The following is a 19,027-nucleotide window of genomic DNA, read 5'->3' as shown; positions in this document are numbered from 1 at the left end:
GTTCAACTTGGGTGTGTTCGTCACGGGCGTGCGCCCGCGCTGGTCGGACATGGACGCGTTCGGCCACGTCAACCACGCCAACACGGTGACCCTGCTGGAGGAGGCGCGCATCGACCTGCTGTTCACCGAGGCGGCCCGCCACGGTGTGCCGGAGATGTCGCACGGCATGGTCGTGGCCCGGCTGGTGGTGGACTACCTCGCGCCGCTGGTGTTCACCGGTGACGAGATCGTGGTGGAGATGTCGGTGCGGGAACTGAAGTCCGCGTCGTTCACGTTGGACTACACGGTCCGCGGCAGTCGCCAGGAGGGCAGCGCCGTCGTCACGACGGCCGAGACCCTCATGGTGCCGTACAACCTGACGGCCGGACGTCCGCGCCGTCTCCTCGAAGCCGAGCGCGACTTCCTCGCGGGCTGGCGTGCCGGAGGTAATGGTGCCTGAGCTGGTCCTCGCCGATCCCGCCGAGCGGGACGACCTCGGCGCGTTCGTCGCCCGTGCCGTCCGCCTGGACGCCCAGGCGGTCGTGCGGCTGCGCAACCGCGCGTCCGGCGACCTGGTGGACGCGTGGGTCGCGACCCCGTTCGACACCCTGGCCACCCGGACCGTGGCCGGCCGCACCACGCCCGGCGACGTGACGGTGTCCGGCACCGACCTGCTCACCGGCCTGGCCGTGGTCCGCAGCGAGACCGTGGACCCCGGGCCGTCGCGGGACATGATGTGGCGCTCGGCGCTGCCGCCGTCCGCGGGCTGGCTGCCGGTCGACCGGCTGCCCGGCAGCGTCGTGTCGGAGCTGGCCGAGAAGGGCGTGGAGGTCGCCCGGGAGAATGCCGGTCCCCGCGGTACCCCGCCCGCCTCGCTGCTGGACCAGACCGTGCTCACGGTGAGCGGTTCGGGCCTGGACGTGAAGGTGCCGATGCGGTGCCTGTTCGCGTTGTCCGGCATGGGTTTCCTGGGCGGTGACGACGTCCGCATCACCGCCACCGACTCGTGGCTGCGCATCGACGCCCGCTTCGGCGCGGTCGTCCGCCGCCGCCACTCCATGCTGCCGCTGCTGGTCTGACCTCACCGCTCGACCGGATCAGCTCCGCTATCGTCGGTCCGTGGCAGCACGCGCGCGAAGCGCTCCGGGCTCCCGTCCCGACGGGGGGTTACCGGAGGCCGACGGTCCGGTGAGCCGTCCGACGGGCTGGTTCGAGCAGCCGATCCGGACCGGGCTCGCGCTCCTGGTCGTGTGCGCCGGTCCGCTGATCCTGCTGGCCGGTCTCGGCGGGTACGTCCCCGACGACGACCGGACGGCCGTGGTCGTGACCGGCCTCGTCTGGACCCCGCTGACCGTGGTCGTCCTGGCCCTGGCCGTCGGCGGCACCGTGCGGGACCAGCGCGTGTGGCGCGCCCTGGACGCGGACGGCGTGCGCGTCATGGGCGAGGTAACGTCCGCCGAGCACATCCCGTGCGGCGAGGACGAGCGCTGCACCAGGGTCCGGATGCTGGTCACCGTGCCGGGACGGCCGCCGTTCACCACGAGCCACCTCCTCCTCGGCGAGGAGGTCGTCGCGGTCGGCACCCGCATCCCGATCGACGTGCACCCGACGCGCGACCTCTTCCGCCTGGCCGACGCGTCCCGGTAGTCCTCCCGCCGCGGGCGGCGCGGCGGGAGGACCACCGGGCTAGACCAGCCAGACCGCCGTGTCCGGTGGGAGCTGGTTGCCCGCCATCGGGCCGCTGGCCAGCAGGACCTCGCCCGGCGGCAGCGGCACGGGTGCGCCGGAGGTGTTCAGGGCGCAGATCAGGCCGCCGCCCTTGCGCCGGAACGCGAAGCAGCCGGGCGGTGCGCCGTACCACTCCAGCTCGTCGCCGTTGAACGCGCCGTGCGACTTCCGCAGCTCCAGGGCGTGCCGGTAGAACGACAGCATCGAGTCGGGGTCTTCCAGCTGCGACTCGGCGGTCAGGCCGGCCCACTCGTTCGGCTGCGGCAGCCACGTGGTCACGCCCCGGGTGAAGCCGAACGGCGGCGTGTCGCCTTCCCACGGCAGCGGCACGCGGCAGCCGTCGCGGCCCCGCTGGGTGTGGCCGGAGCGCAGCCAGATCGGGTCCTGCAACGCCCACTCGGGCAGCTCCACGTCCGGCAGGCCGAGCTCTTCGCCGTTGTAGAGGTAGACCACGCCGGGCAGCGCCAGCTCCACCAGCGTCATCGCCCGCGCCCGCTGCGCGCCGAGGGCGCCGCCGCCGTACCGCGTCACGTGCCGCGGCACGTCGTGGTTGGACAGGGTCCAGGTCGGCGGCGCGCCCACGCCGCGCACCGCGCCCAGCGAGTGCTCGATCGCGGTGCGCACCGCGTCCGCGTCGAACGGCGCCTTCACCAGCCGGAAGTTGAACCCCAGGTGCAGCTCGTCGGGCCGCACGTACCGCGCGAACCGCTCGTCGTCGGCGACCCAGATCTCGCCGACGGCCATCCGGCCGGGGTACTCGTCGATGACCTTGCGGATCATCCGGTGGATCTCGTGCACGCCGTCGTCGTCGAACCGGGGGTCGAGCGAGTTGTCGTGCATGCCGACCGGATCGGCCCGCGGGTCCAGGTTCGGCAACCCGTAGGGCTTGGCCATGCCGTGGGCGACGTCGATGCGGAACCCGTCCACCCCGCGGTCCAGCCAGAACCGCAGCGTGTGCGCGAGGTCTGCGGCGACCTCCGCGTTCGCCCAGTTCAGATCGGGCTGCTCGGGCGCGAACAGGTGCAGGTACCACTGGCCGTCGGGCACCCGGGTCCACGCCGGGCCGCCGAACTGGCTCGGCCAGTTGTTCGGCGGCACGGACCCGTCGAACCCGCCGCCGTCGCGGAACACGAACCGGTCCCGCTCGACCGAGCCGGGCCCGGCCCGCAGGGCGGCCTGGAACCACGCGTGCCGGTCGCTGGTGTGGTTCGGCACGAGGTCGATGGTGACCTTGAGGTTGTGCGCGTGCGCCTCGGTGACCAGCCGGTCGAACGCGGCCAGGTCGCCGAACAGCGGGTCGACGTCACGCGGGTCGGCCACGTCGTAGCCGTGGTCGGCCATGGGCGAGGTGAAGAACGGCGTGAGCCAGAGGGCGTCCACGCCGAGCAGTTCGAGGTAGCCGAGCCGGGAGCGGATACCGTCGAGGTCGCCCACGCCGTCACCGTTCGCGTCGGCGAAGGATCGGACGTAGACCTGGTAGAAGACGGCGTCACGCCACCAGGCGGACTCGTCGGCGATCTCTGGTTGTAGATCGGAGGATCGTCGCACGAGGAGTCATCCTGCCATTCGCGACCGACACCACGACCCCGTTCGGGTGATCAAGAATCACACCCAGGCGTTCATCATGCTGTTCGCGGCCATCTCGAGGTAAGCCCACAGTTGCTTGCGGTGCTCGGGCGACAGCTCAACGGAGTCGACGCCCACCTTGATGCAGCGCAACCACGCGTCCCGCTCGACGGGACCGATCACGAACGGGGCGTGCCGCATCCGCAACCGGGGATGGCCGCGGTTGTCGGAGTACGTGTGCGGTCCGCCCCAGTACTGCATGAGGAACAGCCGGAAGCGCTCCTCGGCGGGGCCGAGGTCTTCCTCGGGGTACATCGGACGCAGGACGGGATCGTTGGCCACTTCCTCGTAGAAGCGCGCGACGATCTGGTGGAACGTCTCGTACCCGCCCACTGCTTCGTAGAAGTTCTCCGGAGGAGTGGTCACCCCTCCATCCTGCCTCAGCCACCGGTGGGCAGCCGACGCCGGGCGGGGTTGGCGAACGTCTGGCGCATCACCGCGACCCGTGGTGGCCGCGTCACGCCGCCCCGCATCCTGGCCCCGGCATCACCTGCCGTGAGGGAGGACACGACATGGGCGGCTCGAACGAGGCGCTGCTGAGCTGGTTCCGGCGGGGTGGGTGGACGCAGCTCGAGCTCGCGCGCGCCGTCGGGCGGCTCGGCCGGGCGCGGGGGTTCAACGTGGCGCCGGACAGCTCCCGGGTGCGGCGGTGGCTGGAGGGCGAGCAGCCGCGGCACCCGGTGCCGGAGCTGCTGGCGGCGTTGTTCGCGGAACGGCTGGGCACGCCGTGCACGCCGGCGGACCTCGGGTTGACCGCGCCGGCCCGCGACCACGTGTCGTGGGACCACCGGGCGCTGGTGGCGACGTTGCAGGACTTCACGAGGAGCGATCTGATGATCAAACGCAGGGACGTGCTCGGCGCGACCGCCGCCCTGGCCACCGGGGCGGTGCTGGAGGGGCGCCTGGCCGGGTGGCTGGGCCCCGACGACGCGGTGCCGGCCCCGGCGCTGGGCCCGGGTCGGATCGGCAGCGCGGAGATCGCCGAGATCGAGGCCGCGACCAGGACGTTCTGGGCCTGGGACGCCCAGCGCGGCGGCGGCCTGTACCGGGAGGCGGTGGTGGGGCAGCTCAAGGCGATGACGGACCTGCTCGACCACGCCTACCCCGACCCGATCGCGCGCCGGCTGTTCCGCTCGACCGCGGACCTCGCCCGGCTGGCCGGGTGGATGTCGCACGACGTGGGTCTCCAGGCGACCGCGCAGCGGTACTTCACCCTGGCGCTGCACTGCGCCAAGCGGGCCGGTGACACCGGCCTGGGGGTCGAGGTGCTGTCCCGGATGGCGCGCCAGATGGTGCACGTGGGCAAGCCGCGCGAAGCGCTGTCCCTGGTCGCGCTGGCCCGCCGGGGCTCGGGGAGCGGGCTCGCGCCGATGGCGTCGGCGATGCTCTCCACCTGCGAGGCGTGGGCGCACGCGACCCTGGGCGACGTCGGGGCGGTGGACCGGGCGCTGGGAGCCGCGCAGGAGCGGTTCTCGCGGGCCGACCCCGCCGGGACCCCCGGCTGGCTGTCGTACTTCGACCTGGCGGGCCTGGAGGGCATGGCGGCCCTGGCGTACCGGACGGCGGCCGAGCACCGGCCCGGCACGGCGGACCGGGCCGAACCGCACCTGGCCGAGGCGCTGCGCCTGCGCCGCGAGACCTACCGGCGGTCGAACCTGTTCGACGTCATCTCACTGGTCGGCGTCCGCGTGCTGCAGGGCGAGCACGCGGAGGCGAACCGCCTGGCGACCACGGTGCTGGCCCCGGCCGGCCGGATCAGCTCCACCCGGACGTTCGACCGGATCGCGGTCGTCCGCGACCGCGCCGCCGCCGACGCGGCCCGCGCCAAGGACGCGCGGCTGCTGGCCGACACGCTCGCCGCGCTCGTCGCGGCGTGACGGGGGACCGGTCCGGGCACCCGCCCGGACCGGCCACCCGGCTCAGGGCGACTTGATCGAGATGCCCGACTCGTCCAGGGCGGGCATCAGCTTGGCCCGCAGCGCCCGCTGGACGGCCCACTGGCGGCCCGGTCGGACCTTGACCGTCACCCGCATGGTGATGCCCTCGGGCGTGACCTTCTCCACGCCGAGCACCTGCGGCTTGTCGATCACGTCCTTGGCCAGCGGCTCCTCGCCCGTCGCGGCGGTCACGGCCTCGGTCAGCACCTCGGTCGCCGAGGCCAGGTTCGCGCCGTAGGCCAGCGGCAGGTCGACCACCGCCACCGCGAAGCCCTGCGACGAGTTGCCGACCCGCATGATCTCGCCGTTGCGGACGTACCAGACCGTGCCGTTGGTGTCGCGGATCGTGGTGATCCGCAGCGCCACCGACTCGACCGTGCCGGTCGCCGGGCCGAGGTCGACCACGTCACCGACGCCGTACTGGTCCTCCAGCATCATGAACATGCCGGACAGGAAGTCCTTGACCAGGTTCTGCGCGCCGAAGCCGATCGCCACGCCGAGGATGCCCGCCGAGGTCAGGATCGGCGCGGGGTTCATGCCCAGCTCGGTGAGGATCTGGATGAACGCCACGCCGAACACGATGATCGTGACGAACGACTTGAGCACCGAGCCGATGGTCTTGGCCCGCTGCTCGCGCCGTTCGGAGACCAACGCGCCCAGCGCCTGCGGTGCGCGTTCCCGCAGCGGCTTGAGCAGCTTCGGCTTGCGCCCGCCGTTGCCCCGGGTCATCCGGTCGATCAACCGGCGGAGCAGGAACCGGACCACCACGGCGATGATCAGCGTCAACGCGATCCGCAACGCGCCCTCGGCGATCTTGGGGCCGTGGGTCACCCACCACTCGACGGCGAGGGTCGACTCCACGTCGAACATCGGCTTCGTCGGTGTCGGGGTCGGCTGCACGTCCTGCACCTGCTCAGTCCTCCACTCACAACTCCAGGCCGGTAGCCCAGGCCAGGAACGTCAACTGGTCCACGGCCAGGCCGACCGACCGGCTCACCGACCGGCCCGCGTGCCCCACCTCGGTCTCGCGGCGGAGCAGCACCGGGTGCTTGGTCGGATCACTCGACGTCGCGTGCTGCAGTGCCGCGCACATCTTCCGGGCGTGGTTGGGGTCCACGCGGCTGTCCGACTCGAAGACCGTGAACAGCACCGAAGGGTACTCAACACCCGGCCGGACCCGGTGGTACGGGGAGTAGGCCAGCAGCCAGGCCAGCTCTTCGGGCACGGACGCGGAGCCGTACTCCTCCGCCCACAGCCGCCCCAGCAGGAAGTTCTCGTACCGGACCATGTCCAGCAGTGGCGCTGAGCACACCACCGCCGCGTACAGCTCCGGCCGCTGCGTCAGGGCCGCGCCGACGAGCAGCCCGCCGTTGGACCCGCCCATGATCGACAGCTGTTGCGGCGTGGTCCACCCGTCGCCGATCAGCCGCTCGGCCGCCGCGTGGAAGTCGTCGAACACGTTCTGCTTGCGCTCGCGCATCCCCGCCCGGTGCCATTCCTCCCCCTCCTCGTCGCCGCCGCGCAACGAGGCGTGCGCCCACACGCCGCCCGCCTCGACCCACGCCAACGTGGTCGCGCTGTACCCCGGGCCGCGGCCCACCGCGAACCCGCCGTACCCGGTGAGCAACGTCGGCCGGGGCAGGTCCGGGTGCCGCTCCCCGGACACCACGAACATTCGCACGACCGTGCCGTCCGACGACGTGTACGAGACCTGTTGTGTGGACAACTCCGGCAGGGTCACCGTTCCGGGTGCCGCCACGTCCAGCTCCGCCCGGCCGGTGGCGGGCGAGTACCGGTACACCGACAGGGGCGTGACGAAGTCCGACCAGCCGAACCACAGCACGTCCCGATCGGCGACGGTGAGCGCGTCGGTTGTGGACAACCCGTGCACCGACCCCGTGCCGGGCATCGGGACCTCGCCGAGGTGCTCGCCGGTGGCGGGTGAGTGCAGGTGCAGCTCGGACACCGCGTGCCGGGTCCGCAGCAGCACCAGCGACCCGTCCAGCCAGTGCACGTCGTCCAGCACCGAGTCCGGCTGCTCGCCCACCAGCTCGGTCCACGCCGTCGGCGCCGCCGGGTCCGCCACGCACAGCCGGAACCGGGGCGCGTCCAGGCTGGTCCGCAGGTAGAGCCGCCCGTCCGGCGCGACCCACGCCGAGCACTGCACCCCGTCGGAGTCGCGCACGACCGGCGTCAGCTCCCCGGACGAGTGCAGGTCGGCGATCCACACCGAGTCGCGCCGCACGGTGCCGGGCGCGCCGTTCACGACCAGCCACCGCCCGTCCTCCGACAGCGACAGCCCGTAGTAGTAGGTGTGGTCGAGCCCGTCCCCGTGCACGTTGACGTCCTGCGACGCGGGCGTGCCGACGCGGTGCCGCCACACCCGCCGGTGGAACTGCCGCTCGTCCTCGGGCACCAGCGCGGGGTCGACCCGCCGCACGTAGAAGAACTCCTCGCCGCCGGGCAGCCAGCCCACCGGCGAGTACCGGCACCGGTCGACCGGGCCGTCCAGCAGCTCGCCCGTGTCGACGTCCACGACGTGCAGCAACGAGTGCTCGTCGCCGCCCACGGAGACCTGGTACGCCAGCCGCGTGCCCTCCCGGGACGGCGACCACCGGTCCAGCGTCGTCCGCCCGGACGGGTCGAGCTGGGACACGTCCAGCAGCACCCGCTCCACGCCGTCCACCCGCACGTACAGCACCGGGTGGTCCTGGTCCGGCCCGCGCCGGGTGTAGAACGCGCGGCCGGCCCGCCACACCGGCGTGCCCACGGACCCGGTCCGCGCCAGCTCACCCAGCCGGGCGGCCAGCGCGTCCCGGCCGGGCATGGCGTCCAGCCACGACCGCGCCAGGCCGTCCTGCTCGGCCGACCACGCGGCGGTGCGGGGGTCCGCGGCGTCTTCCAGCCAGCGGTACGGATCTTCGACCGCGTGTCCGTGCAGGTCCTCGACGAGGTCGAGCCGCGACGCGGCGGGATAGGTGATCGTCGCAGGCAGCGCTGCGCGGGAGGCTTCGGTCACCTCGCCGAGCGTAGCGCTCGTGATGAAAACCATGTCCGATAGGGGTCCGTTCACCGAAGTTTTGGTCCCGGCTTCGTGACACGTCACATATCACAGGTGATTTTTGGGGTCGATCTGTGGTCTGCTAGCACTGAACCGGTGGAGGTGGTCGCGTGCCAGACCGACAACCCACCCCGATCGGCGCCCTGGTGAACGCCGGGATCGCGTCGTCGGTCCCGTCCGGCCAAAAACAGCTCGCGGTGAGTGCCGTGCACGCCGTGGCCGACGGGCAGGGAGCCGGTCAGGCGCCCGTGGTGCTGCCCTGGGGCCGGCGCAAGGTCCTGCTGCTCAACGCCACGTTCGAGCCGCTCACCGCGCTGCCGCTGCGGCGCGCGGTGGTGCTCGTGGTGTGCGGGAAGGCCGAGGTCGTGCACGGCGACCCCGCCGGTGCCGTCGTCCACTCCTCGACGTCCGAGGTGGTCGTGCCGTCGGTGATCCGGCTGGCGAACTACGTGCGGGTGCCCTACCGCGGCCGCGTCCCGCTCACCCGCGCCGGGTTGATGCACCGCGACCGGTACCGCTGCGCGTACTGCGGCGGGCGGGCCGAGACGATCGACCACGTCGTGCCGCGCAGCCGGGGCGGCCCCCACTCGTGGACCAACTGCGTGGCGTGCTGCGCGAAGTGCAACCACCGCAAGGCGGACAAGCTCCTCTCCGAGCTGGGGTGGCGCCTGCGCGTGGTCCCGAACGCGCCCCGCGGGCCGCACTGGCGGCTGCTGGCCGGCGTCACCGAGGCCGACCCGCTCTGGCTGCCCTACCTCGGCGAGCCCGCGGCGTAGCGAGACCTCTCCCTCACACCGCCGGGGCCTGGCCCGCGGCGGTGCCCGTGATGCGCACGGAACCCGACGTGATGCGGACCGAGCCCGCCATCGTGATGCGCACGGAGTCGGTGTCCGACCCGGTGATCCGGACGGACCCCTGCGACGTGATCCGGACGGAGTCGTCGGAGGTGATGCGCACCGACTCGGCGAGCACTGCCTGAGGCTGAACAGTGGTAACGCTCTGCGCCGATTGGGTGTACGACGAAAGGGTGAGGGCGGCGACCAGAACAAGGTTCATGGTGTACATGTCGTGTCCTCCGTGACTCATCGGGCGGGAATTGGTCTCCGGAATCGGATGCGCAAGACCCGTACAGGTGAAAAGCTAGAAGCCGAGTGGGCCCAGGACAAGACGCCAAACCGGCCGCCATTCGCCTCCGTCCGGGCGAAGACCGTCCGGGTGTACGCACTGCGACGATCGAGCGCCGGAGCTGGTGCATCCGGCACCGATGGACACCGAGGGTGACGTCGTCGCAGGTAGGGGGTCGGCCAGATCACACGCGGCCATGCCACGTGGCCGGGGCTGGTGCCGGCGGGCGGCCCGGGGGCCGGGCCCGTGCGGGCGTTCCACGACGTGGTCACCGCCGTACGCGTGGTGGCCGGCCGTCCCGCGGGGGCCGCGTTCACAGTTGGCAGCGGTCCGGCGGGGGAGCCGCGCACGGCCCGCGAACCCCGCCCGCGCGGGAACGGGTGCCCTCACCCGGACCTGACCTGGACGATCGGTTACCGTAACCGGCGTGACCATCGTGGAGACCGTGCTCGTCTTCGCGCTGATCCCGCTGGCCATCTACGGCGTGATCACGCTACTGACGCTGAGGCCGAAGGCCACCCGCATTCAGCGGTACCGGCCCGGCCAGGAGTGGAACTACGCCCCCGCCTGGTGGACGGCGAACCCGGCCGGCCTGCCCGGCGGCGCGCACCAGGCCGTCACGGCGCCGGCCGAGGGCCGGACCGCCAAGGGAGGTGCCCGTGGCAACTGGTGAGCTGACGAGGGTGGAGGTGGACCCCGCGGACCTGCCGGTGGGTGCCGCGATCACCAACAGCGGTCGGATCTCCGCCGCGAAGATGTACGAGCCGCACGCGCCGAGCCTGCCGTTCACGCCGGTGCAGCTCGCGAGCCTGGACGAGGCGCTGACGCTGGCCGGCCGCACCACCGGGCTGGACTTCAGCGTGTACCTCGGCGAGCTGGGCGCGGACTCCCGCGCCAAGGCCGAGGAGCTGCACGCGAGCACCACGCGCCCGACGCACGCCGTGCTGATCGCCGTGTCGCCCGGTGAGCGCCGGGTCGAGGTGGTGACGGGCGACGAGTCCCACCGCCGCATCGCCGACCGCGGCGCGAAGCTGGCCGTGATGAGCATGGTCGCCTCCTTCAAGGAGGGCGACCTCGCCGGCGGCCTGGTGAGCGGCCTGCGGATGCTGACCGACCAGGCGGGTCACGCGCCGAAGCACGTCTGACGCACGACGAGGTGAAGGCCCCGGCGCACCACGCCGGGGCCTTCGCGCTCACCGGGACTTGAGCGCTTCGACGAACGCCTTCAGCCGACCGGGGCTGATCCCGAGCACGACTTCAGGGTTCTTGCTGTCCCGCACCGCGCCGAGGTGGTTGGCCACCTCGACGCAAGAGCCGCTCTCGACGCTCTTGCTGGCTTTCCTCCACCGAAGTGTCATGCGACTCCTGTCGTCCGCACCTCCCTCGCGATGACCTCGAAGGACCGCTCCGCGCTCATCGCGACCTCCAGCAACCTTGGCACGGACGCCTCGAAGCCGGCTACCGACTCAGGCTCCTGGACGAACACCGAGCTGATCGAGTTCTCCAGGTGCACGAACGAGGTCCCGTTGCACTTGATCAGGTGGAAAGCGCCGTTCAGACCCGCGTGCCAGCCGGTGGCCGAGGGCACGATCCGGAGTTCGACGTTCTCGTGCGCGCTCATCATCAGCAGGTGGTCGAACTGCTCGGCCATGACCTCGGGTCCGCCGATCGTCTGCTGCAACACCGCCTCGCCGATCAGGGCCGTGAAGCGGACCGGGTTGCGGCGGGTGAGGACGTCACGCCGTCCCATCCGGACCGCGACGCGGGTCGCGATCTCCGCCTCGGGCATCTCGGCCGCTTCCATGATCGAGCGGGTGTAGGCGCTGACTTGCAGCAGCCCCGGGATGACCAGCGGCGACCAGCTCACCACCTCTTGGGCCATCTGCTCGACCTCCACCAAAGCGGCCAGTTGGGCCCGGCGCTCGGGGAGTTCGATCACCGCAAGGGGTGATCCACCGGGGTCCTCGGTCATCTCCAGGATTTCTTCGCGATCCCGATCGGTGATGTCGAGCGGTTCGAGGATGCGAATGACCTCTGCTCGCGTCGGGACGCGCTGGCCGCTTTCGTTGCGTGAGAGCAACGAATGTACGACGCCAATCTTCTTCGCGAGTGCGCGTTGGCTGAGCTTGTTGGCCACGCGCACGTTGCGCAAACGCGCGCCCAGTGCGATGGATTTCGAGGTGTTGCGGTTCATGGAAATGCATCTTATGGCGGGACCGGTGGTCAAGTCGCTCGCTCGAAAAGGGGATTGACCGTTTGTTGTGGTCCGGACAGGGTGTTGTGCAACAGACCACCGACCAGCCCGCACACTGGTCGGACATGTGCGACGGGGTGGTGCGGCACGTGAGCCCGCGGCTGCCTACCGCCCCGTCGCATCCTTTGTCGCTTGTGCGGACAGGGGGATTCGTGGAGTCCGAAGAAAAGCCGGTGACCCGGTTGAGCACCGCGCGCAGCCGTGAATTGGGCGAGGAATTGCGCCGGGTCCGGCACAAGGCCCGGATGTCGTCCGGGTTCCTCGCCGACGCCCTGGGGTGGTCCCTGGGCAAGTTGTCGAAACTGGAGACCGGGAGCCGCGGCACGAGCCCGTGGGAGATCGGGACGCTGCTGGGTCGCTGCGGCGCGGACAAACCGACCCGCGACCGCATCCTCGCCATCGCGAGCGAGGCCGACTCGGGCAACTTCCTCCGGCGCCACGACCCAGGGCCGGACGCGCTCACCGCGGTGTACGTGCACGAGCACGCGGCCCGCACGCTGACGACCTACGAGCCGCTGGTGATCCCCAGCCTGGCGCAGACCGAGGACTACGCCTACGCGCTCACCGGGGACCGCGACGCGACCGAGGCGCGGATGGCCAGGCAGGAGACCCTGCGCCGGCCGGGCGGCCCGGAGACGGTCATCTACGTGCACGAAGCGGCGTTGCGGCTCGTCGTCGGCGACGCCAGGGTCATGCGGGACCAGTTGCTGCGGCTGACGCTGATGTGCGGCTGGGCGCGGATCAGGCCGCTGATCATCCCGATGAGCGCGGAGCCGCACACGGTCCTGCGCCACCCGGGCACCCTGCTGACGTTCCCGGCACCGCTCAAGCCGCTGGCCTACGCCGAGACGGAGGCCGCGACGGTGTTCCACGACGAGCCGGGCGCGGTCGCCGCCTACGAGGCGAAGATGAGCCACCTGGAACGCCTGGTCCTCACGCCGGTCCAGTCCCGCGACGTGTTCGCCCGCTGGGCCGACGCCTACGACCGCGACCACCGCTCGGCCCCGGACGTGAAACGGGGCGACGCCTGAAGCGCCGCCCCGTTGCGCCACACCCGGTTCAGGACCGGTCGAACTCCTGGGCCGCCAGGGCGCGCACGATGCCCGCCCTGCCCTCCGACACCAGTCGTCGCAGGGCGGGCGGCCGCTCCTGGGCCAGCCACTCGTCCGCCGCCGTGACCGTCTCCTTCGCGATGGACCACGACGGGAACAGGCCGACGACCATCGACTGGGCCCGCTCGCTCGACCGGCGCTCCCAGACGTCGGCCACGTCGGCGAAGTACCGCGTGACGAACGGCTGCAGCAGCACCTTCTGACCGGGGTGCTGGATGCCCGCGATGATCGCCTCCGACACCGCGTTGGGCAGCTCGTCATCGTTCACCGCGCGGTCCCACGCCTCGTTCTTGGCGTCGATCGTCGGCCGCAGCGCGCGTGCCGACTCGGCCTTGCGGCGACCCGTCGCGGTCGGGTCGCGCTCCTCCTCGGCCCGGATCTCGTCCAGGTCGGCGGCACCGTGCGCGACCAGCGCGTGCAGCAGCCGCCAGCGCAGGTCGGTGTCCACGTCCAGGCCGTCGAGCACGTCGGTGCCGTCCAGCCACCCGCGCACGACCGCCAGCGTGGCCTCGTCCAGCACGGAACCGGCCAGCGAGTTCACGAACGCGAGCTGGTGGTCCGAACCGGGCTCGGCGGCCCGGGCCAGCTCCAGCGTCCTGGTGGTGAACCGCCGCCAGCCCTCGTCGCGCCACGACACGTCCGCGTACGACGACAGCGCCGTCTGCGCCTGGAGCAGCAACCGCTGCACCACGCCGACCTCGGTCTCCGCGTGCAGCCCGCCGAGCACCAGGTTCACGAAGTCGCGTGCCTTCAGCTCGGCCTCGCGCGTCATCTCCCACGCCGCCGACCAGCACAGCGTGCGCGGCAGCGGCTCGGCGATGTCGGCGATGTGGTCGATCAGCGACGCCAGCGAGTCGGCGTCCAGCCGCATGGTGCAGTAGGTGAGGTCGTCGTCGTTGACCAGCACCAGCTTGCCGCGCGGCACGCCGACCAGGTCGGGCACCTCGGTGCGCTCGCCGGACACGTCCAGCTCGACCCGGTGCGTGCGCACGAGCTTCCCGGAGTCGTCGGAGTCGTACACGCCGATCGCCAACCGGTGCGTGCGCAGCTCGCCCTCGCCCGGACGCGCCCCGCCCTGCAACACGGCGAACTCGGTGAACCTGCCCTCGGCGTCCACGGAGAACTTGGGCCGCAGCAGGTTCAGGCCGGTGGTCTCCAGCCACTGGGCGCTCCACCACGACAGGTCGCGGCCGGACGCCTCCTCCAGCGCGTTCAGCAGGTCGGCCAGCGTGGCGTTGCCCCACGCGTGCTTGCCGAAGTACACCCGCAGGCCGGACAGGAAGTTCTCCAGCCCGACGTACGACACCAACTGCTTGAGCACCGACGCGCCCTTGGCGTAGGTGATGCCGTCGAAGTTGACCTCGACCGCCTGCAGGTCCGGGATGTCGGCGGCCACCGGGTGCGTGGACGGCAACTGGTCCTGCCGGTACGCCCAGGACTTCTCGATCTTGGCGAACGTCGTCCACGCCTGCCGGTACTCGGTCGCCTCGGCCTGCGCCAGCACCGACGCCCAGGTGGCGAACGACTCGTTCAGCCACAGGTCGTCCCACCAGCGCATGGTCACCAGGTCGCCGAACCACATGTGCGCCATCTCGTGCAGCACGGTCTCGGCGCGGCGCTCGTACAGGTAGCGGGTGACGCGGCTGCGGAAGACGTAGTCCTCCAGGAACGTGACGCAGCCGGCGTTCTCCATCGCGCCCGCGTTGAACTCGGGCACGAAGCACTGGTCGTACTTGCCGAACGGGTAGGTGACGCCGAACGCCTTGTGGTAGAAGCCGAAACCCTGCTTGGTCTCGGTGAACAGCCGCTCGGCGTCCATGTGCGGTGCGAGCGACGCGCGGCAGTAGATGCCCAGCGGGATCGTCGTGTCGCCGTCGCTGAACTCGTCGCGCCACTCCGCGTACGGGCCCGCGACCAGCGCGACCAGGTACGTGGACATGGGCTTGGTCGTGGCGAAGACGTGCTCGTCCGCGCCGCCCTGGCCGTCCACAGTGGACTCGATCGCCGAGTTGGAGACGACCTTCCAGTGGTGCGGCGCGGTGACCTTGAGGTCGTAGACCGCCTTGAGGTCGGGCTGGTCGAAGCAGGCGAACATGCGCTTCGCGTCCGCCGTCTCGAACTGCGAGTACAGGTACACCTCGCCGTCGACCGGGTCGACGAACCGGTGCAGGCCCTCGCCGGTGTTCATGTACCGGCAGTCGGCCTCGATCGTCAGCTCGTTGACCTCGGCCAGGTCGGGCAGGTGGACGCCGTCCTCCTCGCGGTACGAGGAGACGTCCAGCTCGTGCCCGTTGAGCACGGCGCGGTGCACGTTGGCGGCCACGATGTCGACCCACGAGGACGCGCCGGGCGTCCGGCTGCGGAACGCGACCGTCGTCGTCGAGCGGAACGTGTCCGAGCCGGGCTTGCCGCCACCGTCGGTCAGGTCCAGTTCGATCCGGTAGGAGTCGACCTCCAGCAGCGCGGCCCGCTGCTGCGCCTGGTCGCGGGTGAGGTTGGGTGCCGCCACTGGTCACCTCGTCTGCCGGCGCCACGGGACCTCGACGCCGACGTCGTCGGAACGGGGAAAGGGTGTCGAGTCGGTGAACACGACAGTCGCATCCAATCACGTGGGACGCCCGGAAGTGGACTGGCGTCCGAGGGAAGACTGCGCGCGGTCGGCTGGTTGAGCACCATGGGGGTGCCGCACCCGGCGAACCCGCTCACGAACAGCCACGGAGGGAACACCGCATGTCGACAGAGGGACGCACGAAGGTCGACTTCTACTTCGACCCGATCTGCCCGTTCGCGTGGATCTCGTCCCGGTGGATCCTCGAAGTGGAGAAGCAGCGCGACCTCGACCTCGACTTCCGGGTCATGAGCCTGTCCGTGCTCAACGAGGGCCGCGACCTGCCGGCCGACTACCGCGAGATGCTCGACCGGGGCTGGGGCCCGGTGCGGGTGGCCATCGCGGCGGCCAAGGCGCACGGCGACGACGTGCTGCGCGACCTCTACACCGCGCTCGGCACCCGGATCCACAACGAGGGGCTCGGTCGCGATCGCGACTACGACCAGGCCATCAAGCTGGCGCTGGAGGACGTGAAGCTGCCGGCGGAGCTGGCCGCGGCCGCGCACACCGACGAGCACGACGAGGAGCTGCGGGCCAGCCACCACCGCGGCATGGACCCGGTCGGCATGGACGTGGGCACGCCCACCATCCACATCGACGGCGTGGCGTTCTTCGGGCCCGTGCTCACCAAGATCCCGCGGGGCGAGGACGCGGTGAAGGTGTTCGACGGCGCTCGGGCGTTGGCGGGCTTCCCGTACTTCTTCGAGCTCAAGCGGACCCGGACCGGGGGACTGGACTTCTCCTGACGCGCCCGGTGTGACACTCTTGGGCAGGTTTTGTTCTGGAGTGTCACACCGTTCTCGGGGAGTCCGCAGTGATCGAGGTCGTCAACCCGGCCACCGAAGAGGTCGTCGGCACGGTCCACGCCGGCACGCCCGGCGACGTGGACGCGGCCGTGACCAGGGCGAACACCGCGTTCCCGGCGTGGTCGCGGACCTCGGTGGAGTCCCGGGTGGCGATCGTGCGTGCGGTGGCCGACGCGCTGGAGGCGCGGGCCGACGAGTTCGCCTCGACCATGACGACGGAGATGGGCACGCCCATCACGTTCGCGTCGCGGGTGCAGGTGCCGAACCCGGTGGGCATCGCGCGCGGCGTGGCCGAGGCGGTGGAGGCCGGGTGCCTCGGCGAGTCGGAGATCGGGAACTCGCTCGTGCTGCGCGAGCCGATCGGGGTGGTCGCGGCCATCACGCCGTGGAACTTCCCGTTGCAGCAGATGGTGGCCAAGGTCGTGCCCGCGCTGGCGGCGGGGAACGCGGTGGTGCTCAAGCCGAGCGAACTGGCTCCGCTGACCGCCGACCTGCTCGCTTCGGTGCTGTCCGACGCGGGTGTCCCGCCGGGTGTGTTCTCGCTCGTCCACGGGACGGGTCCGGTGGTCGGCGAGGCGTTGGCGAGTCACCCGATGGTGGACATGGTGTCGTTCACCGGTTCGACGCGGGCCGGTCGGCGGGTGTCCGCGCTGGCCGCCGAGACGGTGAAGCGCGTGGCGCTGGAGCTGGGCGGCAAGTCGGCGAACGTCGTGCTGGACGACGCCGACCTGGCGCGGGCGGTGAAGATCGGCGTCGGCAACGCGTACATGAACAACGGCCAGGCGTGCAGCGCGTGGACGCGTTTGCTGGTGCCCGCGTCACGGCACGACGAGGCGTTGGAGATCGCGGTCGCCGCCGCGGCCAAGTACGAGCCGGGCGACCCGGCCCTGCCCTCGACGCGCATGGGCCCCGCCGTCTCGGCCGCCCAGCGCGACCGCGTCGTCGACTACATCTCGCGCGGCACCTCGGAAGGGGCCAAGCTCGCGTTGGGCGGCCCGTCCCGCCCCCTGGACCGCGGCTTCCACGTCACGCCGACCGTGTTCGGCAACGTCGCCCCGGACATGGTGATCGCGCAGGAGGAGATCTTCGGCCCGGTGCTGTCCGTGATGCCGTACGCGGACGAGGACGACGCCGTGCGCATCGCGAACTCCACCATCTACGGCCTCGGCGGCGCCGTCTTCTCCGCCGACCCGACGCGGGCCCTCGCCGTCGCCAAGCGCCTGCGCACGGGCCAGGTCGACATCAACGGCGCGGCGTTCAACACCAGCGCCCCGTTCGGCGGCTACCGCCAATCCGGCAACGGCCGCGAGTTCGGTGCGCACGGCCTGGACGAGTTCACCGAACTGAAGTCGATCCAGCGCTGACCGCATTTCTGCGCCTTGGGTGCTTCATGCTTACGGCCTATCGTCGTCGACTGCATCCGGTCCTACGCTGAGGTCTGCACGGGGGAATTCTCGGGAATCGATCACTGTTTCCGGGCAGCCCGCGCGACCAATCACTCATTCCAGCGGGGAGCGAATGATGAAGCAATTCCGCACGTCCTTGGCCGTTGTCGGCGCGGTTGTCGCGCTCACGGCGGCCGGCGTCCTCACCCAGCACGACGTCGGTTCCGCGCAGCCCGCCGCCTCGGCCGATCAGGGGATCGCGCACCTGGGCACGCAGGTCGACCTGCCGGCCGGGGTCTGGACGGCAACGCCCCTGGTCGTGACGCTGCCGTTCGCCGGCACCTACGAACTCGACGCCGACGTGCGCGGACGCCTGTCCGGGGTGCCGGCGGTGAACACGTACATCAGCGCCAGGTTGTGGAACGACACGACCAACACCGTCGTCCCCCAGAGCGAACGCCTGATCCAGCAGGTCATCGACTCCAACGCCGGCGGCGGGCAGACCGGGGGCAACCAGACCGCGCCGATCAGCGAGCTGATCCACGTGGACGAGCCCACGACGATCCGGTTGCAGGCCCGCCGGATCGACGCCGTCGGTTCGGCCGTCGTCGCCCAGATCTACTCCGACGGCGCCGGCTACACGTCACTGCGCTACGACCGGGTCGGCGACTGACCAATCGCGGAGAACACCGTCGGTCAGGCGCGGAACGGCGGTGCTGACATTCACCTGGGAGGCGAGGGCCACGTCACCGGCGTGGCCCTCGGCAATGAGCTCGCGGCCGGAGACGCAACCGTGAAGAATGTCTTCCACCGACGCCCACGCGTACATTTCCGCGGCCACGGCGGCCTCGACCGAAGCCGAGCCGTAACCCAACAGCGACGACATCACCGCCCCCGCGCCCAACAGGTCCTCGACCGCCGGCCGCAACGGCCCGGCGTCCGCGTCGGCGGTGATGGTCACGCCCCAGCGCTCACCGGCGGGCACGACGCCGATCGGCCCGCCCGCCGCCAACTCCCGGGCCGCCGCCGCGACCGCCCGCGCGTTGCGCAGGCACCCCGCCAGGACGACCGCCCCGGTCGAAGCCGCCACCGAGCACAACGTCGCGCCGTTCGCCGAAGCCAGCTCCAACTCCGCCCCGGCCGGCACCGACACCAGCGACGACGGCCGCAACGTCCACGACGGGTCGGCCGGCCGCGCCGCCGAAGCACGATCCGCCCAGTGCACCGGCCGCACCGACCCGCCTCGCGCCACCACCACGTCCACGGCCGTCGAGAACGACAGCACGTCCACGACCACGAGCACCGCGCACTGCTCCCCGAGCGCGGCAACCCCCTCCGAGCCCCATTCCAGCCGCAGCCGGGAACCCTCTTGTCCGAACACCCGGCCAAGGATGGCAGACTTGCTG

At 71.5% G+C, this 19,027-nt stretch carries 20 protein-coding genes; 11 read left to right on the top strand and 9 right to left on the bottom strand.

Going from position 1 to position 19,027, the window contains the following annotated elements; all coding sequences use genetic code 11:
• The first annotated feature begins 7 nt into the window (after positions 1-7).
• The 3 genes from FHX81_RS14745 (at position 8) to FHX81_RS14735 (ending at position 1,626) form a co-directional block, all read left to right on the top strand.
• Entirely contained in the window at positions 8-439 is a 432-nt protein-coding gene (locus FHX81_RS14745) for an acyl-CoA thioesterase (protein WP_141978713.1), read from the top strand.
• Positions 432-1,058, top strand: a complete 627-nt coding sequence (locus tag FHX81_RS14740) for a DUF8010 domain-containing protein (RefSeq protein WP_141978712.1) — start codon at positions 432-434, stop codon at positions 1,056-1,058. The genes FHX81_RS14745 and FHX81_RS14740 overlap by 8 nt, the downstream gene beginning before the upstream one ends.
• 109 nt (positions 1,059-1,167) lie before the next feature.
• A complete protein-coding gene (locus tag FHX81_RS14735; RefSeq protein ID WP_141978711.1) occupies positions 1,168-1,626 on the top strand; it encodes a hypothetical protein in 459 nt (152 codons plus the stop codon).
• A gap of 39 nt (positions 1,627-1,665) precedes the next feature.
• Here the strand turns inward: FHX81_RS14735 and FHX81_RS14730 are convergent, their stop codons facing one another.
• Positions 1,666-3,255 (bottom strand): glycoside hydrolase family 13 protein, encoded by a 1,590-nt coding sequence (locus tag FHX81_RS14730; RefSeq protein ID WP_141978710.1) that lies wholly within the window; start codon positions 3,253-3,255, stop codon positions 1,666-1,668.
• A gap of 57 nt (positions 3,256-3,312) precedes the next feature.
• Positions 3,313-3,699, bottom strand: coding sequence for a globin (locus FHX81_RS14725; RefSeq protein ID WP_141978709.1), 387 nt, complete (start codon positions 3,697-3,699; stop codon positions 3,313-3,315).
• 146 nt (positions 3,700-3,845) lie between these two features.
• On the opposite strand from FHX81_RS14725, the gene FHX81_RS14720 reads away from it, so the two are divergent.
• Entirely contained in the window at positions 3,846-5,210 is a 1,365-nt protein-coding gene (locus tag FHX81_RS14720; protein ID WP_141978708.1) for an NsdA family TPR-like regulatory protein, read from the top strand.
• A gap of 42 nt (positions 5,211-5,252) precedes the next feature.
• Here the strand turns inward: FHX81_RS14720 and FHX81_RS14715 are convergent, their stop codons facing one another.
• Together FHX81_RS14715 and FHX81_RS14710 are read right to left on the bottom strand one after the other, a co-directional pair.
• Positions 5,253-6,140, bottom strand: a complete 888-nt coding sequence (locus FHX81_RS14715) for a mechanosensitive ion channel family protein (protein ID WP_141983941.1) — start codon at positions 6,138-6,140, stop codon at positions 5,253-5,255.
• 55 nt (positions 6,141-6,195) lie between these two features.
• On the bottom strand, positions 6,196-8,289 hold the full coding sequence (locus tag FHX81_RS14710) for a prolyl oligopeptidase family serine peptidase (protein ID WP_246107817.1): 2,094 nt from the start codon (positions 8,287-8,289) through the stop codon (positions 6,196-6,198).
• Positions 8,290-8,441: 152 nt separating this feature from the next.
• Here FHX81_RS14710 and FHX81_RS14705 point away from each other — a divergent pair, with 152 nt between their 5' ends.
• Positions 8,442-9,107 (top strand): HNH endonuclease, encoded by a 666-nt coding sequence (locus FHX81_RS14705; protein WP_246107816.1) that lies wholly within the window; start codon positions 8,442-8,444, stop codon positions 9,105-9,107.
• A 13-nt stretch (positions 9,108-9,120) separates the two neighbouring features.
• Here FHX81_RS14705 and FHX81_RS14700 read toward each other — a convergent pair whose 3' ends face one another.
• Positions 9,121-9,303 (bottom strand): hypothetical protein, encoded by a 183-nt coding sequence (locus tag FHX81_RS14700; RefSeq protein ID WP_141978706.1) that lies wholly within the window; start codon positions 9,301-9,303, stop codon positions 9,121-9,123.
• A 580-nt stretch (positions 9,304-9,883) separates the two neighbouring features.
• On the opposite strand from FHX81_RS14700, the gene ctaJ reads away from it, so the two are divergent.
• Together ctaJ and FHX81_RS14690 are read left to right on the top strand one after the other, a co-directional pair.
• Positions 9,884-10,129: an aa3-type cytochrome oxidase subunit CtaJ gene (gene ctaJ, locus FHX81_RS14695; RefSeq protein ID WP_141978705.1), complete on the top strand. Its 246-nt coding sequence runs from the start codon at positions 9,884-9,886 to the stop codon at positions 10,127-10,129.
• Entirely contained in the window at positions 10,116-10,601 is a 486-nt protein-coding gene (locus FHX81_RS14690; RefSeq protein WP_141978704.1) for a DUF5130 family protein, read from the top strand. The genes ctaJ and FHX81_RS14690 overlap by 14 nt, the downstream gene beginning before the upstream one ends.
• Before the next feature lie 48 nt (positions 10,602-10,649).
• Here the strand turns inward: FHX81_RS14690 and FHX81_RS14685 are convergent, their stop codons facing one another.
• Positions 10,650-10,814, bottom strand: a complete 165-nt coding sequence (locus tag FHX81_RS14685; RefSeq protein WP_141978703.1) for a DUF397 domain-containing protein — start codon at positions 10,812-10,814, stop codon at positions 10,650-10,652.
• Positions 10,811-11,650 carry a helix-turn-helix domain-containing protein gene (locus tag FHX81_RS14680; RefSeq protein WP_141978702.1) on the bottom strand — a complete coding sequence of 280 codons (840 nt, stop codon included), beginning with the start codon at positions 11,648-11,650 and terminating at the stop codon, positions 10,811-10,813. The genes FHX81_RS14685 and FHX81_RS14680 overlap by 4 nt, the downstream gene beginning before the upstream one ends.
• A 212-nt stretch (positions 11,651-11,862) precedes the next feature.
• Between FHX81_RS14680 and FHX81_RS14675 the strand changes: the two genes are divergently transcribed.
• Positions 11,863-12,741 carry a helix-turn-helix domain-containing protein gene (locus FHX81_RS14675; RefSeq protein ID WP_170232051.1) on the top strand — a complete coding sequence of 293 codons (879 nt, stop codon included), beginning with the start codon at positions 11,863-11,865 and terminating at the stop codon, positions 12,739-12,741.
• Between the two features lie 28 nt (positions 12,742-12,769).
• Here the strand turns inward: FHX81_RS14675 and pepN are convergent, their stop codons facing one another.
• Positions 12,770-15,331 (bottom strand): aminopeptidase N, encoded by a 2,562-nt coding sequence (pepN, locus tag FHX81_RS14670; RefSeq protein ID WP_141978700.1) that lies wholly within the window; start codon positions 15,329-15,331, stop codon positions 12,770-12,772.
• 221 nt (positions 15,332-15,552) lie between these two features.
• On the opposite strand from pepN, the gene FHX81_RS14665 reads away from it, so the two are divergent.
• From FHX81_RS14665 to FHX81_RS14655, 3 genes are all read left to right on the top strand, one after another.
• Positions 15,553-16,176: a mycothiol-dependent nitroreductase Rv2466c family protein gene (locus FHX81_RS14665; protein WP_141978699.1), complete on the top strand. Its 624-nt coding sequence runs from the start codon at positions 15,553-15,555 to the stop codon at positions 16,174-16,176.
• Between the two features lie 68 nt (positions 16,177-16,244).
• The gene (locus tag FHX81_RS14660; protein ID WP_141978698.1) at positions 16,245-17,600 is read left to right on the top strand and encodes an aldehyde dehydrogenase family protein; all 1,356 of its coding nucleotides are present in this window, start codon (positions 16,245-16,247) and stop codon (positions 17,598-17,600) included.
• 157 nt (positions 17,601-17,757) lie between these two features.
• Complete coding sequence (locus FHX81_RS14655; RefSeq protein ID WP_141978697.1) at positions 17,758-18,294, top strand: hypothetical protein; 537 nt, start codon at positions 17,758-17,760, stop codon at positions 18,292-18,294.
• On the opposite strand, the gene FHX81_RS14650 is transcribed toward FHX81_RS14655, so the two are convergent.
• Entirely contained in the window at positions 18,265-19,002 is a 738-nt protein-coding gene (locus FHX81_RS14650; RefSeq protein ID WP_246107815.1) for a 2-phosphosulfolactate phosphatase, read from the bottom strand. The two genes, FHX81_RS14655 and FHX81_RS14650, sit on opposite strands and share 30 nt — an antisense overlap.
• Positions 19,003-19,027: the final 25 nt, after the last annotated feature.

The organism is Saccharothrix saharensis, assembly GCF_006716745.1.
In the GTDB taxonomy this organism is placed as follows: domain Bacteria; phylum Actinomycetota; class Actinomycetes; order Mycobacteriales; family Pseudonocardiaceae; genus Actinosynnema; species Actinosynnema saharense.
The sequence above is the reverse complement of the archived record's forward strand: the minus strand, read 5'-3'. Positions and strand labels throughout refer to the sequence as shown.